Here is a 15900-nt window from a genome sequence, read left to right as displayed (position 1 = left end):
ATGTATTAGGCACGCCGCCAGCGTTCGTCCTGAGCCAGGATCAAACTCTCCAATAAAGTTATTGAAAAGAGCGATAAGCTCATTTAGAAAATGCTGACGAGAACTTAAAGTTCTCTATTCAATTTGTATGACCAACAAATTGAATTTGTATTAATTCACTCACGAGTTTTACTTACGTAAAACTCCTCGTTGTTCAGTTTTCAAAGATCAATCCCGCTAACAACTCTCGTCGTCAGCAACTTTTATATCATATCATGTCCGGTTCAGAGTGTCAAGCTTTTTTTCTCGAAGTTTTTTAACTTCATTTATGAAGCTTGTTATTCAGTGTGTTGCTTACTGGCTAACTTCTTGGCCGGAATTAGAATATACCATGCTGAGAAATAGAATGCAACCCTTTTTTTATAAAAAAGTCGCTAGATTTATCTCTACTCTATTATTAGAGGTGAAAATATATAGAAGCTAAGCTCCCCAAACTCTCACTGTTCAGTTTTGTGAGTCCAATCTCTCAAAACACAGACATGTAATTTTATCTACACCGTTTGTGATAGACCAAAATTCCATGATCGCTGTTTCGGTGAAACAGCTTTACTTAGCGAAACTTTTGAATGGCGAACGACTTTTGGCGAATGCCAACCGGAGTGAGTTAGTCAAAAATGAGCAGATAGTAATACATCTTTTGTCTTCTCCTATTCCTTCTATATAGAAGAAACAAAAGAAGCCTTACTCCGAAGAGCAAGGCTTTTCTATATGAACTACTATTATATATGTTTTATTTTACTCCGAGCCGATGAAAATGTATCTTGCCAGAACAATGGCGAACAAGATCCACATCAGCCAATGAATTTTCACCTTACGGCTTGTAGCTAGAGAAGAGAATGAAGCAAGAACAACGTAAGAGATAATTCCAAGTGAAATACCATTAGCAATACTGTTCGTAAATGGCATCATAACAATCGTTAAAAATGCAGGGAATGCTTGAAGGAAATCATCCCAATCAATATTACGAACTTGACTCATCATCAGCACACCCACAATGATCAGAGCAGGTGCTGTAGCTGCCGAAGGTACAACCAGTGCTAGAGGAGCGATAAATAAAGCCAGAAGGAACATGATCCCCGTTGTTACCGAAGTCAGTCCTGTACGTCCTCCCGCTTCAACACCAGCCGAACTTTCTACAAATGCTGTAATCGTACTTGTACCAAGCACAGCCCCTGCGCTTACGCCAGCCGCATCAACAAGCATTGCTTTTCCGACAATCTTCTCACCCTTCTCTTTATCTTTCATTAGACCCATCCGTGTAGATGTTCCAACAAGGGTGCCAAATGTATCAAACAATTCTACAAAAGTGAAAACAAAGATAATTTCGAACAAACCAAGTTTTAGAGCGCCCATGATATCTAGCTGCCCTACTGCAAGCCCACTAAAAGAAGGGATCCAATTCGAACCGCTGAGACCGCTGAGGTCGGTCACTCCCATTGGAATACCAATAATAGTAGTAACTACGATCCCGATAAGCATAGCACCTTTCACATTCAGTACCATGAGGATCGCAATAATAAGTAATCCAATCAGGGTGAGAAGAACGTCTGCATGTGTCAGGTTACCAAAAGCAAGACTGAAACTTCCTCCTGCAACGGGTTGTGATATATCTGTATTAGCGTTCACATTTGCTACAACTAAATTACTTAATTTTAGTCCAACTACGGCTACGAATAATCCAATACCTACGGTTATTGCTGTTTTTAAACTATCTGGTACAGCGACTAGGAGTTTTTGTCGAATATTTGTTACCGTCAGCAGAATAAATACTAGACCTGAGATAAAGACGGCACCCAGCGCAGCCTGCCATGTAATCATACCGTTCGAGCTCAGTACAACCGTCATAAAATATGCATTAAGACCCATACCCGGAGCAAGAGCAATCGGAACATTCACAAAAAGACCCATTACGATCGTCATCAGACCAGCGCCCACCGCTGTTGCAAAAAATACGGCATTATCTGGTATACCTGCCCCACCTTCACCTAAAAAGATCGTGTTTACTATCAGAATGTACGCCATGGTCATAAACGTGGTTAAACCTGCAATAATCTCTGTTCTGACATTTGTTCCGCGTTCCTTTAATTTAAAGAAACTCTCCATAATCCGAATATTCCCCCTTAGAGATAAGTCGAATAAACTTCAAAACGACAAAAAGCCCTTCAAAGAAATTGATCTTCAAGGGCTAACGCTAAAAAAGATACGCAGGAATCTCAAAAGTTTCAGCTTCTTGTTGTTGAATCCAGATGCTTAGAAACCCTTAATTTGTCATCCCATTGCATTATCTTTTTTCGTAGCCAGATCATTATGGTGATCTCGTAGAAACTCTCAGGCCAATCCCCGAGATTATACGAAAAAGCATGTGTTTATTCGTTTTTCATTTTTTATTCTAGGAGGGATAGATCATATTGTCAATACAAAAAGCGAATGTTAATACCTAACCATGCGTGTAACGTTCGTATATTACATTTTTGCGAAAGTACTGAAAATCATTCATCATTTTTCATGAAACTAATTTATGTGACGTATGAATAAAAATAGAACTAAAAAAAGCCCCTATATTTTAGGGACTTTTATATAACTCTAGAAACCTATAAAGGTAATCGTATTAATAGGACAACCAATCTAAGACCCAAGCTTTAAATTTAGCAAATCAAAATTTCCACACTTCTTTTGCCATAAGAAACAACTCTTTTTGTCGCTCCTCAATTCGTGTTGGCGTCCATTCATTGGATGTACAAAGTTTGCTTGTCATTACGATAGCTGATTTTTTATATGTTTTCTTCTTCTCATCAAACCCTTTATTTTTAATAGCTGTATTGTACTCATCCGCTAACAGTGTAAGGTTCCCTATTCTATGAAGGTACTTCTGATGAAGATCCTCATGTACTTTCCACGTTCCCAATTTCTTAGGCATGATATGTTCTAAATGTATGTCTTTATTACTCGGATTAATTAACGTTTCTTTTTGAGAATAATCATTTATTCTTCTAAGAATAAATTTGGCAACAGGGGCTTTTTTTATAGTACAGATTAAGAAATGGTTCTCGAATTCATCATCACTCAGCATTTCACTTTTCAACTCTTGAACAATCTCTGAAAATGACATGTGCTGTGCTGAAATTTTTTTAGCTAATTTCGCAAATAATAGTTCGTAGCGATTAGCTACTTTTCCCGCAATTACGCAGTTCCTGACAATGAAACTTTCAATTGCTTCCATCACATTTCTAATTTCCATTTCACTGTATGAACTATTTGCCATCGCAATAAGTACTGGATAATACGTACTAGCATTCAGCAACTTTAAATTTTCCAAATGCTTTTCTATATGTTTATCCTCAAAATATGCTTCATTATTAGGATCAACTAGCACTTTATAAACACCAATACTATTCACTAATACATCGGTAAATTCTAAGCACTCTTTTGGAGTTGTTATGACAGCTTTCAAATTTTTATAAAGCTCTTTCTCTCTAGTAAAATCAAATTTAGAATTCCAAATTGTTCTGATAAACTTTGTTAAATCAATACCTTCCGCATTTCTTTGCATTTTTAACCACTGATTTTTCACATCGTCAATTAAATTACCAGCTGTTTTAAATAAATGGTTTTTCAACAGATCGGAAGTTTCTAATTCCTTCCCTCTTGCATTCAGTGTCTCAAAAATAATAAATGCTTCATTCATATCGTCTGTTTCAACACACATTAGATTAAACCTATCTTTAAATCCAGTATAATAATCAACTAGCTTATTATATTTATCCTCATCATTCAAATTCGCAATTTTATCTGATAGTTCCTCATATAAAAATTCATACGCTTGTTTTATTCGCTTATGGGATGCTTCAGTTACATCATCATTTACGGGGAGGCCACGCTGAATAAAGTCTCTAAAAAATACATGATCTACTTTTCCTAAGTGGAACTGAAGTTCATTCTCTTCTTCACTCCAGCGCCCAATGATTTTCAATCGAATATCTTCTACTTTATTTCTTGCCCCATCTTTTTTTGTCTCCGTATAAATCTTCTCAAATAAATCTCTAATTACGGCCAAATAAATAATAGATGTTGAACTGCGTTGTTGACCATCGATGATATACTTCTTTTTATCTTCTTGATCATCATGCACTACGATTTGTCCAAAAAAGTGACTATCCCTTTTATTCTCAACTAAGTCCTCTAGATCCATCCAAAAATCTTTGACTTGTTCATCTTCTTCCCACGAATATTCGCGTTGATAATCTGGAATATAAAATTTGTCACTTATTAAAAATTGTCCAACAGAATAAAAATTAAATTTCTTAATAGACATAAAACCCCGCCATTTCTGCAAGTTTCTAATTACTCATGATGTTGTTATAGAGTTATAGTACCACCCTGGTATTTCTTGATTCAATTTATATATAGGAATGCCTACTATTCTGTTTCAATAGCAAAAACTCTCTTTCTTTTGCTGAACAAAGCAAATAAAAGAGAGTTTTTTATTACTCTTCAAATTACTACATACGGCGACAGTGTCAGGCTCCCAATGAATGAAAGTCCTAATCATATAACTTCGTTAAGGCGCGTTAGCTGATCATCTTACCAAGAATGGACTTTCCTGTGTTTTTTGTGAACTTATATTTTCATTTAAATGTATTTAATTTAATATTCGAAAATTGCTGCGGTATATAAAATTTATTATACATCAATGGAGGATCTGCCTCCGTTTTATTGTAAAGGGCTTCTAGCAGTAAAAAGCATTCATTTTGTCCTATTAATTTATCTTTCCGATTAGCCAAATTAACCGTATGTGTATATTTTATTTCAATATTTCCATGGTTAGCGATTCCATAGGCCTCATTCTCTAGAAATTCTAGTAGCCGCTCCTTATTATTAAGGTCCAGAGATAAGCTTTCTACTGTTTGCATGGACATGAAAGTGAAGGCATAAGCAAGTAAATCGCCTCCCTTTCTATACAAACGTTCTAAAGCCACTACAGCAGATGAATCCCTCTTTAAAACTTGTTTCGTATGCTCCGTTTCCGGATCTAATCGATAATGTAAGTCTATTTGGTCAAATGTACTTATATGGCATTTATGCATGGGATTACTTAGTTTTTCTAATTGAACATCCTCTTGTTTATAAGAAGATTCTAGTACAAAGTTTCCTTTGCCGCGTATATTTCTTACTAATCCATCATCTTGCAAAAGGACTAAAGCTTGTCTTAACGTTGCACGGCTAACCCCTAGTTTTCTAGCTAAATCCGGTTCTGAAGGAAGCTGACTTCCTGCCTGGTATTCTCCTTTCGTAATCTGAAGGAGAAGCTCGTCATATACAGTTATATAGAGTGGCCGTTTTAATTTATCTAGTTTATTTGTATTCATTAAAGTTGTGTCCTTTACTGTAAATTCAAACTATTAATTAACTCGTTTTAATGGCCGAACATTGACAAGAGATGGATAAAAGTAAAGGGAAGTAGGAGATTCTCCCTTAGCTTCCCTAGGTTAATCAATATTATAATTAACTCATTATGACATATCACTTTCTAGACGACAAGGAATGTCATTTTCTTCTCCAAATATAGCATACAAACCTCCAAAAAAAAGGTTTTTGGAGGTTTATACAAAGTAATCACTTATTTAAGAAATTGTAAGAAAGACTCACCGTAATCTGGCATATGAACATCAAAATTATCTGCTATGGTTGCACCAATATCAGCAAATGTATCATTTTCAGGTAATTTTCCACTATCCTTTAATTGCTTGGAATATACCAAGACAGGAATGAACTCACGAGTATGGTCTGTGCCAGGGAATGTTGGATCATTTCCATGGTCAGCTGTAATAATTAGCAAATCATCTTCTCGAAGTGAGTCGAATACTTCATCTAATCGCTTATCAAATTCCTCTAGTGCTTTTCCATAACCTTCTGGATCACGGCGATGACCGTATAAGGCATCGAAATCAACTAGATTCAAAAAGCTCATTCCAGTGAAATCTTTTTTCATGACTTCCAGCAGTTTATCCATACCATCCATATTGTCTTTCGTACGAATGGATTCCGTAACTCCTTCACCATCGAAGATATCATTGATCTTTCCAATGGCGATTACATCATAGCCTCCATCTTGCAGACTATTCATGACGGTTTTATTAAATGGTTTTAATGCATAGTCATGACGGTTAGATGTTCTCGTAAAGTTCCCTGGTTCACCTACATAAGGTCTTGCGATGATCCGACCGATTAAATAAGCAGGGTCTTTTGTGATCTCCCGTACCTTTTCGCAAATATCATATAACTCTTCGAGTGGAATGATTTCTTCATGAGCTGCAATTTGCAGAACCGGGTCAGCAGATGTATACACAATCAGATCCCCTGTTTTCATTTGATGTTCGCCATATTCATCAATAATGGCTGTTCCACTTGCAGGCTTATTCGCAACTACTTTTCGTCCAGTTACCTCTTCAATCTGTTTGATTAATTCGTCTGGGAATCCATTTGGATACACATTAAATGGTTTATCAATATTAAGACCCATGATTTCCCAGTGACCTGTCATTGTATCTTTGCCGACTGATTTCTCTTGTAATTTCGTGTAATAGGCAAGAGGTTTATCGGCTTTTGGCACACCTAAGATTTCTTCAATATTGGACAGACCCAATCTAGCTAAGTTAGGCAGATTTAATCCGTTCATATGTTCGGCAATGTGTAAGAGAGTGTGGGAACCAACATCATTAAAATCTGCTGCATCTTTTCCTTCTCCAATTCCCACAGAATCCATTACGACCAAATGCACACGTTTAAATTTTTTCATTTAACTCGCTTCCTTTATCTAGTTTCTTGAGTGTGGCTCTCTGATTTACGACCCAACAAAATCCAAAACAATACGATAGCCAGTACCGCAATTACCGCAAGAACAGCAACGATACTACTATAGTTTAATGCCGTTCCTTCCTCTGTTACAAATCTCAAAAATCCAAATTGTAAATCTTTCTTATCGATCAATAGAGCTGAGTATGTGAAACCAACGGACATTGCGATATTGATGCACAAATTGTAGAAACCTAAAGCCGTACCCGATTTTTCTGTTGGCACTTTTTTAATAGCAATATCAATAAGTGGTGCATATAGCAGTGCAAAGCTACAAGAGAATAAAATAAGCGATACAACAAATACGGCGATGGACATTTTAATAAAGAAGACACCAAGTAATAAACTAATAATAATTAAACTAATCGCTAAGTAAACACATTGCTTACTATCTAAAAATTTTCCTATTTTACCAGATAGAGCTCCAACACCTGCTGCTAGTAGACATGCTGGTATGAACAGTAGGGAGACTTTATCCAGATGGATATCATATACAGATGTTAGCAGGAACGACAACGTATTCAGTGCATAAGCAGCGTATAGAGAGTTAAGAATAAACGCCACAACTAATCCAAATAGAAATTGTTTGTTTTTAAAGAAATCAATTGTAATAAAAGCATTTTTATTTTTGCTGATATAAAGTAAGAATACAATCACAGCTGCAATAAAGAGGATGAAAAGTCCCCAGTTGAAAGAAGACATATACAGCATGATTGAAGTAGCAATCACTGCGACGATAATAAGACCTAAGAAGTCTACATTATTTTTCTTTTTCTCTTCTTTTGGCAAATTCTTAAGAATGAATGGCAGTAATATAATGCTAAGCAGCGGAATTAGGAACAAGTTCTGCCATGCCAGATAAGTCGCAACAAACCCGCCGGTTAATGTACCAATAACCGTAGCAAGCTGGAAGCTACTTGTACTAAATCCCATATACTTTTTCTGTTCTTGTTCGGTTGCATATTTAGTAATAAACACCAAATACAGCGTTTCTGTCGCACCTAAACCGGCAGACTGAATAATTCTAGAAAAAACGATCAACCAATAATTCTCATGTGTAATATAACCGAGTAAAGAACCTACACAAATTAATAAAATACCTACCGTTAGTAGATTTCGTATACTGATCGAGTCAGATAGAGATGAATACACAACTGCACCGATACCAATCACTAAACCTGAAAGCGTTACTTGCCAGCTTACCGTACTTGCGGATACACCAAAATAATCAACTAGGTCTGGGGAGATGATCTTAAATGAGTTATCGATAACGATGGAAAAGATCATTAAAAGTAATATAACCGGAACGATTTTCCCCATGTTGACTACCGGTTTTCCAACTGAACTATTCATAATATACCTCCAAGTATCTCATGCTGCATAAACAAAGATGTTATAATAGCGCTTACATTATCTGCATAAAAGCAAACTTTTTCATTTAATTAACTATCTTACTTAGCATTTGATTAAGTATTTCACTATTTAAAGCTTCCTTCACTCACAACCAAACCGTAAAGTGAAGGAGGCTTATTTATATTTTTAGATGGTTCAAAAAGAACCGTTTACGCTAACTCTAATGCAATCTCCATCATGTTCGTAAATGCAGTTTGGCGTTCCTCTGGAGTCGTTTGTGCTCCTGTAATAAGGTGATCACTCACCGTTAGAATACAAAGCGCATTTACACCTGCTTTAATCGCATTCCAGTAAAGTGCTACAGATTCCATTTCAACGGCCATGATTCCAACGTCACGCCATTTTTGATTTGCTGTTGGATCTGCATTATAGAAAATTTCACTTGATAAAATATTACCAATATGAACTTTTTGACCTTTATCATCTGCGATTTTCTTCGCTTTTTCTAAAAGTTCAAAGGAAGCAGTTAATGGAAATTGTCCTGGTAAGTTAAATTGATGACCATAATTGGAATCTGTTGCAGCTCCCATACCAAAAATAACATCATATAGCTCGATGTCTTTTTGCATCGCACCACAAGTACCAATTCGAATTAAATTCTTAACCCCGAATACATTGATTAATTCCCAAGAATAAATCCCCATACTCGCTGGTCCCATTCCCGTACCCATTACAGATATTTTTTTCCCTTTGTAAGTACCGGTATACCCGAGCATTCCTCTTACTTCGTTAAAGCATTTGTAATCTTCCAAAAAGGTTTCAGCAATAAACTTGGCTCTTAGAGGGTCTCCAGGTAACAGAATCGTTTCAGCTATTTCTACTCCATTTGGTTTAATATGAGGGGTTTCTTTGGTAGTCATCATTTTCTTTTGCTCCTTTATAGATAATTATGCTGGTTAGAACAACATGTCTAACATGTCTAACTTGTATGTTTTTTATACAAGTTCAATTTATCATAACTTTTCATTCCTTGCAAGCACTTTCATAAAAGTTGTTTTGTCAATGTGAAACTTCTCACATATTTAAAATACTCATGATAGATCCGTGTAAAATGGTATCTTCACAACCAGTCATTACACGAAGAATCATCATGAGCTACTCACCTTTTTATCATAAACAGAATTCGTAGTGCTTATACTTTTATCCCTAAGCTTGACCAAAAATGTCCATTATACAGAAACTTGTATGGCAAGTTGTACACAAAAAAAACCTTCTACTTGCTGTATAAGCAAATAGAAGGTTTTGATTTTTATAAAAATGTTCCTATCCTATTCCCACTCGATCGTTGCAGGCGGTTTAGAAGTTACATCATAAACGATACGGTTTACGTTATCTACTTCGTTAACGATACGAACAGAGATTTTCTCTAACACATCCCAAGGGATACGTGCCCAGTCTGCTGTCATACCGTCGATGGATGTTACTGCACGAATACCTACGGTATAGGAATACGTACGAGCATCGCCCATAACCCCTACACTCTTCATGTTAGGAAGAGCGGTGAAGTACTGCCAAATTTCACGGCCAAGACCTGCTTTAATGATCTCTTCACGCAAAATGTAGTCAGAGTCACGAACAATCTTCAGTTTCTCTTCCGTTACTTCACCAAGTACACGGATCGCTAGACCCGGTCCTGGGAATGGCTGACGCCATACGATCTCTTCTGGCAATCCACATTCTTCACCGACTTTACGAACTTCGTCTTTGAAGAGTGCGTTCAGCGGCTCAATAAGTTCAAACTTCATGTTCTCAGGAAGTCCACCGACATTGTGGTGAGATTTGATTGTTTGCGCTGTAGCTGTACCACTTTCTACGATATCTGTATAAAGGGTTCCTTGTGCCAAGAATGTGAAATCATCAAATTTGCTGGATTCTTCTTCAAATACGTAAATAAATTCGTTACCGATAATTTTACGTTTTTGTTCTGGATCATCTACTCCAGCAAGCTTGGACATAAAGCGTTCACGAGCATCAATTTTAACCACTTTCATATCGAATTTACCTACGAAAGTTTCCATTACGCTCTCTGCTTCTCCTTTACGAAGAAGACCGTGGTCGATAAACATACAAGTAAGTTGATCACCGATTGCTCTGTGAAGCAGTGCTGCTACTACAGAAGAATCAACGCCGCCACTGAGGGCACAAAGCACTTTTTTGTCGCCAACTTGTTCACGGATTTCATTGATTTTATCTTCGATGAAAGTCTCCATGCTCCAGTTGCCTTCGCAACCGCACACGTTATATAGGAAGTTACGGATCATATCATTACCATTCAAAGAATGGCGTACTTCTGGATGGAACTGAACTGCATAAAATTTACGTTCTGGATGGCTCATTGCTGCAATCGGAGCACTTTCTGTTCCCGCATCAAGTTTAAAACCTGTAGGCAAGGAAACAACGTGATCTCCATGACTCATCCATACCGTTTGATTCAATTCAAGACCTGCTACAAGATCAGATCCTTCGTTAAACAAAACATCTGCTTTACCATACTCACGTTTGTGAGCACGTTCTACTTTACCATCTAATTGCTGGGCCATCATCTGCATACCATAGCAAATACCGAAAATTGGCAATCCCAGGTCATAAACAGCAGGGTCTACATGCGGTGCATTCTCAGCGTATACACTGGATGGTCCACCGGAGAATACGATACCTTTTGGTGCAAGTTCACGTATCTTCTCTGCAGGTGTGTTATATGGAAGCAACTCGCTGTATACTCCGAGATCGCGGATTCTTCTTGCGATTAGTTGGTTATACTGTCCCCCGAAATCTAGAACAACAACAATTTCATTTGGCTTTATCATTACCGTGCCTCCCTCAATTCAATGAGATTAATTATACTTGCCGACAAAACCTGACGTCAAGGAAAGCTCGCTTTCTTCTTATTAATAAAATTTTGTAAGAAAATGTATGTTATAAAAGGGGGTCATACCTCCAACTCTACATATTACTTTTAAGGGAATTATTCACAAAATTTTAGCCATCCGCAAGCAGCACTGTAAAAAAGCGATGCTCTCTCCTCGGGAAGGACCTGCCGGGCTATAGACCATCGTTTCCCAGTCTTTGGCGAACTGCCGCACTTCCTCACGCAGGGTGTCCTCTTCCACAGGCAGCCCTGCGATATATTCCCGCAGTGTAATTCCGCTGGCCCGCTCACCGTAACGCTTAGCGAGCATGTCCCAAACGGGAGCACCTATGTGAAGCAGGCGCTCTCGGTCTGGAAAGGTCCGGCGCGGCCAAATCATCCGAAGCCGGAGCTGTATGACCGGGCCGTAAACACGTCCCGCTGTAATCACTGCTGCGAGCAGCAGCATCGCTGCAGCAGCCCATGCAAGTATATTCGGCTGAGCAACGCTTCTTAGCCCTGTCTGAAAGAGAGTCATCAACTGACTCAGATCGATTTCAAACCCGCCATTCTTCATAGGCCCCGGTGCCGGTTCATCCGCAGCAGATGCAGCTTGCAGTTCAGAGGCCGGATCAAAGCCCGGTGTTGCTTCAAATGGAAACCAGCCGGCCCCCGGGAAATACACTTCTACCCAGGAGTGTGCATCCCCTTGAGTAACCGTATACTTGTCCGGCTGCTGTTCATCTCGCTGACCTGGAGCAAACCCCTGCACATATCTCGCAGGAATCCCTTTACTCCGCAGGAGAATAACCATGGCTGAAGAAAAATGATTACAATACCCTTTCTTGGTTACAAACAGAAAATCATCCACAAAATCTTGATCTACTGCCGGAACACGAGTATTCAGTGTGTACGTGTAGTTCGATTTTAAATACTTCGATACAGCCATGACCGCGTCATAACGCGTATTTGTATCACCAGTTATTGAATTCGCCAGCTTCGTGACCCTTGCAGGTAAACTAGATGGAAGCTGAAGATCCGTCTTCTGGATCGAAGCGGGATCTTCTCCCACCGCTTTACGAAGCACCGTTTTGTCTTGTACAGGAATCAGTACATCCATACTATAATGCTGAATCGGCTGTGCTTTTTGCTTATCATCAAATCTTACATTCCCCGAAGATATATCGCTCCATATGTAAGGAAAGGCAGACTCATTACCACTTTCTGTTAATCCACTTTCCTTCTTTGTACCGTCTCCCATACTATCTCCGAACGATAATCGCAGAGGAACTCCTCCCACAAAAATATCAGATCCGCCCTTAGCAGGTTCCTTAAGGCTAATTGTCTGTTTCACGATTTGAAAATACGGATTCTCTTCAATCTCGTCCTCTCTGAGTCTCTGTTCAGTACTGATGTATTCAAAGGATTGACCTGCCGATTCATTCAGCTTCCAGCTTCTCCCGTCGTAGATACTTCGAGATTGCCCCCTCCAGTAAGTTGGAATAGGAGTTATTGCCGTAAAATATACGGCATTACTCTGAACAAGCGGAGCTCCCATGTCTCTCCCCGCCGGATCATAACCTGTCGTTGAAAAAGCAGGTACTGCATTCGTATCAGTATCAGGACTCGTCCACTCAGAGATCTTATCCCACATCTTTGTCAGCACTTCTTTATTTTCTGATTTCGCAGGAATTGCAGAAGCAATGGACGATGTCATCATCGTCGTTAAAAGCACTGTCGCAATCGCTGTACCAGCCCAAATTAGATGCGATTTTTTATCCTTTACCAGCACTTTTGCTGTCCCTAATAATCTTGGCAATTGCAATAGGGATTGTACTAACAGAAAACAACAAACCGTACGTATCATCCCGCCTGGGGAATAGATACCGCTCAGCATTTCCATGCAGAGTAAATAGACCATCGTAACCACACCAAACAGAAGCACGGTCCGAAGCTGAATAGCCAGCATTTGAACGGAGGTCACAAAAAGCGTCCATCCGATCACAACGAAGACCGCTCTTGTTTCTTCACTCACATTCCGAAAATGCCCCGATCTCCCCCAGCTTGCGATATCGCTTTGAAGCGTATAGACATAATTAAATACCCAGCTCTCTCCTGCAGATGGGGCCAGCATCCACCATAAAAAAAACAGAGCACAACCTGCTCTCATAAAAACCATGTATTTTAGAGGAATATGCAGACTGCCGACCAGAAGGAGCACTGCCGTAAGGAGGAACATGATCCTCATCGAAGCAGTAATGTCGGGCTGCTCTCCGAAGCCAGCGGGCATGAGCCAATCCATAAACATGATATATAACAAAAAAGAGATGCCGACACGGTATAACCAAGGTTCGATATATCCTTTTCCCTTCCCATTTAGATCTGTTGTCTCCACCCGTGTTCCTCCTCCCCATACTTTAGACAATCTCAGAAAAAGAAGCGATCGTCTTCACACGAATCTGTTCCTTCTCTAGCTCTGCCGCTAACGAGTTTCCTTTGATTTGATGTGTTTTATTTTCCTGTTTCCAATCTGTCATTTCATAGAATCGAACACGTACTCCTTGTGTATTCAGCTCCCTAGCCAGCTTCGAATTTTGCTCATTTAAACTACCGGTGACCATATATACTTCTGACCCTGCGGGTAAGGAGACATCCAGCGTATTTCGTAACCTTTCTCCTGGTTCCAACTGCGCTAAAAAATCCAACTGATGGAGCATTTTATCGGTAGAAAATACGGCTTCACTCGTGTTAATATCCCCTTGGAACACTGCTCTCCCCGATTGGACAACATAGGTGGCTACTAAAGGCGTTATCCCCTTGTTATATGCATTTCTTAATATGGTTGCACAAAGTGAGATTGCCGAATCATAGGCCTTCCATGACAGTTCATTTCCTTGATCTTTCCCCTTATGCATATAGGAATCTGTTCCATTATCTAGAAGAAGATATATTTTATTAGCAGCACTTTTTTCTGGAATACGAACTTGGAGTTTTCCTTTTCTTGCAGAGCTTTTCCAGTGTATAGAACGAAATCCGTCACGAGGGGTATACTCCCTCACTTCATACCCTTTCCACTCTTCTACCACACTGTTTCGGGTATGCTGCTGATGTAGAGATTCTCCGTAACCTTCTTCTAATCCCGGAAGACTTCGGTGGAAGGAAGGATGCACAATCAGTTCTCCCGGCACATGCACACGTCTGCTGCATGTAAACCAGCCGAATGCATCTCCCCATGTGATTTTACAGTGTTCATAAGCATACACTCCTCGGTGTACTGCTTTTAGATGATAAGAATAAGAACATTCATAGCTGCGTTTGCGAGGAAAAATAATATGAGTATGTTTGAAAGGAGCGGCCTCTTCTTCAATCTTTAACCACAATAAAGGGACCCAGCTATTTATGGTGACATTAATTCTAACTTCCGCTCTCTCTCCTGCTGTCACTCTGCCGGGCTGAAATTCTCTTGCAATGTGAACATGCCGAGGACCGATAAACTGAGCTAACAAGCCGTAACAGGTCAAGATCATACAAGATACCAACAGGAATAGCAGAGTCTCTCCGCCTTGAATCTGGTATAGAGAAAACAGAAGACCCGTAAGTAAAATCATAATCAGCGGACTGATCATGGTTCTCCACATAGACTCACCCCCTCATTCTTGAGGACTGTACGGGAATAGGGATGTGCTGCAACAAGTCCGTTACGCTACGCTCGGCATCGGAAGATTGCACAATCTCATATCGAGTACGAATCCGGTGAGTTAAGACAGGCAAGGCAACTTCTTTCAAATCATCAGGAATGACATAAGTTCGGCCATTCAGATAGGCGGCTGCTTGAGAAGCGATCATCCATGCAAGACTTCCTCTCGGGCTGATCCCGAGTAAAAGGTCTTTATGTGTGCGTGATGCAGCAGCAAATTCAGCAATGTATTTTTTGATAACAGGATCTACAAAGACGCCAGAAACTTCACGCTGCATCTTAACAAGTTCTTCCGCTAACATGACAGGTTTTATGAAAGAACGAGAACCTGACTCCTGCCGATTCATGATCTCAACCTCCTCATCAATACCAGGGTATCCAAGACTTAACTTCATAAGAAAACGATCGAGCTGAGCTTCCGGAAGACGATAAGTGCCTTCAAATTGCAACGGGTTCTGAGTAGCCATCAGTAGGAAAGGCCTCGGTAATGCATAAGTCACCCCATCCACCGTAACACTCTTCTCTTCCATAGCTTCAAGCAGTGCTGACTGGGTTCTAGGAGAAGCACGGTTGATCTCATCCCCAAGCACAATGTTTGCCATAACCGGACCCGGACGGTATTCAAACTCCCCCGTCATCGGTTTATATACAGAGGTTCCTGTCACATCAGAAGGCATGACATCAGACGTAAACTGAATTCGTCCAAAACTCGCAGAAAGGCAGGAAGCCAGTGTTCGAATCAGCTTTGTTTTCCCCGTACCTGGCACGTCTTCTAGCAGCACATGTCCTCCCGACAGCATCGCGATGAGAATGAATCGGACTTCTTTCCGTTTCCCTACAATGACGCTCTCTACTCGCTCAGTCACTCTCTCAAGCAGCCCTGCAGCATATTCACTAGACTTCATATATTCCATGGCGAGCATCCCTCCTATATCCGCAGTATCACTCGTTTTTTCATCAACTCTATTTCTACTCTATGTTTGCTAGTATTCCCCTCATATAGAATAAATAGACATCGGAATTCAAAACAAAAAAGCCTGGAGAGAATCTC

10 protein-coding genes and 1 riboswitch are annotated in these 15900 nt (G+C 39.6%); all 10 genes read right to left on the bottom strand.

Annotated features, from left to right (window positions below; genetic code table 11):
• Positions 1 to 774 precede the first annotated feature (774 nt).
• Entirely contained in the window at positions 775 to 2142 is a 1368-nt protein-coding gene (locus PV403_RS21785) for an NCS2 family permease (RefSeq protein WP_332085959.1), read from the bottom strand.
• 171 nt (positions 2143 to 2313) lie between these two features.
• Positions 2314 to 2413: riboswitch (purine riboswitch) on the bottom strand.
• A 279-nt stretch (positions 2414 to 2692) separates the two neighbouring features.
• Complete coding sequence (locus PV403_RS21780; protein ID WP_213536152.1) at positions 2693 to 4351, bottom strand: DUF262 domain-containing protein; 1659 nt, start codon at positions 4349 to 4351, stop codon at positions 2693 to 2695.
• A 313-nt stretch (positions 4352 to 4664) separates the two neighbouring features.
• Complete coding sequence (locus PV403_RS21775; protein ID WP_213536150.1) at positions 4665 to 5405, bottom strand: GntR family transcriptional regulator; 741 nt, start codon at positions 5403 to 5405, stop codon at positions 4665 to 4667.
• 251 nt (positions 5406 to 5656) lie between these two features.
• The gene (deoB, locus tag PV403_RS21770) at positions 5657 to 6835 is read right to left on the bottom strand and encodes a phosphopentomutase (protein ID WP_213536148.1); all 1179 of its coding nucleotides are present in this window, start codon (positions 6833 to 6835) and stop codon (positions 5657 to 5659) included.
• Positions 6836 to 6849: 14 nt separating this feature from the next.
• Positions 6850 to 8244 (bottom strand): MFS transporter, encoded by a 1395-nt coding sequence (locus PV403_RS21765; RefSeq protein ID WP_213536147.1) that lies wholly within the window; start codon positions 8242 to 8244, stop codon positions 6850 to 6852.
• Positions 8245 to 8453: 209 nt separating this feature from the next.
• Positions 8454 to 9164 (bottom strand): purine-nucleoside phosphorylase, encoded by a 711-nt coding sequence (gene deoD / locus PV403_RS21760; RefSeq protein ID WP_213536158.1) that lies wholly within the window; start codon positions 9162 to 9164, stop codon positions 8454 to 8456.
• 408 nt (positions 9165 to 9572) lie between these two features.
• Positions 9573 to 11111 (bottom strand): glutamine-hydrolyzing GMP synthase, encoded by a 1539-nt coding sequence (gene guaA / locus PV403_RS21755; protein ID WP_213536145.1) that lies wholly within the window; start codon positions 11109 to 11111, stop codon positions 9573 to 9575.
• A gap of 162 nt (positions 11112 to 11273) precedes the next feature.
• Positions 11274 to 13547 (bottom strand): transglutaminase-like domain-containing protein, encoded by a 2274-nt coding sequence (locus tag PV403_RS21750; RefSeq protein WP_332085958.1) that lies wholly within the window; start codon positions 13545 to 13547, stop codon positions 11274 to 11276.
• A 22-nt stretch (positions 13548 to 13569) separates the two neighbouring features.
• Positions 13570 to 14790: a DUF58 domain-containing protein gene (locus PV403_RS21745; protein ID WP_332085957.1), complete on the bottom strand. Its 1221-nt coding sequence runs from the start codon at positions 14788 to 14790 to the stop codon at positions 13570 to 13572.
• A 4-nt stretch (positions 14791 to 14794) separates the two neighbouring features.
• Positions 14795 to 15763, bottom strand: coding sequence for an AAA family ATPase (locus tag PV403_RS21740; RefSeq protein WP_332085956.1), 969 nt, complete (start codon positions 15761 to 15763; stop codon positions 14795 to 14797).
• Positions 15764 to 15900: the final 137 nt, after the last annotated feature.

The organism is Paenibacillus sp. GYB006 (genome assembly GCF_036577645.1).
In the GTDB taxonomy this organism is placed as follows: Bacteria; Bacillota; Bacilli; order Paenibacillales; family Paenibacillaceae; genus Paenibacillus.
The sequence above is the reverse complement of the archived record's forward strand: the minus strand, read 5'-3'. Positions and strand labels throughout refer to the sequence as shown.